The organism is Succinivibrio faecicola (assembly GCF_019448115.1).
Lineage (GTDB): Bacteria > Pseudomonadota > Gammaproteobacteria > Enterobacterales > Succinivibrionaceae > Succinivibrio > Succinivibrio faecicola.
The window spans coordinates 1-1,774 of the sequence record NZ_JAGFNY010000074.1; the positions used below are offsets into that span (position 1 = coordinate 1).

Consider the following 1,774-nt stretch of genomic DNA (forward strand, 5'->3'; position numbering starts at 1 on the left):
GGTTGTGTTAACAAGCTCGTTATCTTCATTATAAAAACATACCTGAAACTTTCTACCGGCTAAATCAATACCCACAGTGCAAATTCCACTTAAATATAAACGCAATTCCAATATAATCGATCAGCATTCCAATAAAATTCACATTAATTCCTTTAAAACGGAACTCTCTTTCGATATCTTTGCATATTTTTCCAATAATTCTGAACGGTTTTCCAATATCAATAAATTGTAATTTTTTCATCTCAACTCTATAAAAATTTTGTCGTCAATAAATTTGCGTCATGTGACGTTTTTTTTAGGATATTTTCGATGAAATTAAGAACAATGACGGCTATATGTATGGAGATCCTAGGTGGTTTCAAACATAGAGACATAGCCAATAAATATGGTGTTTCCCCAAGTACTGTATCTATCTTTAAGCATCGTCTTGAAAAAGAAGGATTCTATAAGGGTATTGATGGATGCAGAGCTTTGGCTGAACTAAGTGAAAGTGAGCTTGCCAGACGCATATATCCAGGCATGATTGATCTTAAAGATGGCGATGTAATTATTGTGGGCAGAGCCAAACCAGATACTTATATTCCAGATTTTAAGGAAATAGCAAATGAAGTCATTGATGCTAAGGTTACCAGGAAATTCTGTTTTAACGAGTACCTTGATAAATGCGAATCAATTGGTAAAAAGCCTGTCAGCTCAAGTGACTTTTATGCAAAGCTTGGAAATGAGTTAAAAAAGCTCAAAGGCGCAAAGATATACATGACACAGGATCATCCTTATGGTTACGAGGTCTGTATTGATTACTGCGGACAAACCTGGCCTTACTTTGATTCAAAGCAGCATCTCCGCCATGGTTCTGTTTTTGTGATGACATGGGCAGCCTCATACATGACCTTTGCCATGGTGGTGCCTGGACAGACAACTAAATGTACCTGTGAGGCTATAGGAAAAGCTTTTCAGTACTTTGGATACATTCCATATAATCTGCAATTTGACAATGGAACAGCTGCTGTTGTTAAACATACGGTTGGTGCTGAGACAATTTTTAATGATTCATTCCATCACTACATGAAACAATTCAAAATTTCTGTCACTACCTCAAATCCTTATTCTCCTACAGAAAAATCCTGTGTTGAAGCTATGGTTAACATGGTACAGAACAATGTTCTTCCTGCAATATCACATGATCCTCACCTGTCTTTAGAAGAAGTTAACAGACAGTTAATCGGTCTTGTTGATAAGTATATAAACAAAGCCAAATTCAGAAATGACAGCACCAGAACCAGGGAATACCTTTTTAAAACCTATGAAATCGCCAAATCACGTAAGTTAGAATGTACCATCCCTGAGTTCTATGAGCACATACCTTTTATCAAGGTTGGCCTTGACTATACAGTTAAGGTCAAAGGAGAAAGGTATTCTGTACCATATCAGTATGCTGGAGAGTACGTTAGTGCCTCTATATGTGGTAATCAGTTAAAAATCTGTCACGATTTAAAAGAGATTGCTACTCATACTATTACTAATGACGGCACTAACCACATAAAACTTGAACATATGCCAGAAAATCATAGGGAGGTTGCTCTTAAGAGGCTTATGTATCCTAATTTTAAAAGTCTTATGGATGCTGCATTAAAAATGTTAAAAATCACGAAAGTGATCCGTCAATCACGGGGAGAAAAATAGGATCAATTTTATAACATACCTAGGACCTTAAGCCGATTTAGCATGAGGTCTGTTAGTGTTAACGATCTGCCACAATAACATAGGTAGATCT

General features: G+C 36.4%; 1 protein-coding gene. It reads left to right on the top strand.

From position 1 onward, the window contains the following. The first annotated feature begins 309 nt into the window (after nucleotides 1-309). Nucleotides 310-1,683: a Mu transposase domain-containing protein gene (locus J5V48_RS09650; protein WP_219938419.1), complete on the top strand. Its 1,374-nt coding sequence runs from the start codon at nucleotides 310-312 to the stop codon at nucleotides 1,681-1,683. Nucleotides 1,684-1,774 lie beyond the last annotated feature (91 nt).

What these genes read in the sequence shown, in the direction of transcription:
- J5V48_RS09650 (WP_219938419.1), top strand. Translation starts at nt 310, where the DNA reads ATGAAATTAAGAACAATGACGGCTATATGTATGGAGATCCTAGGTGGT.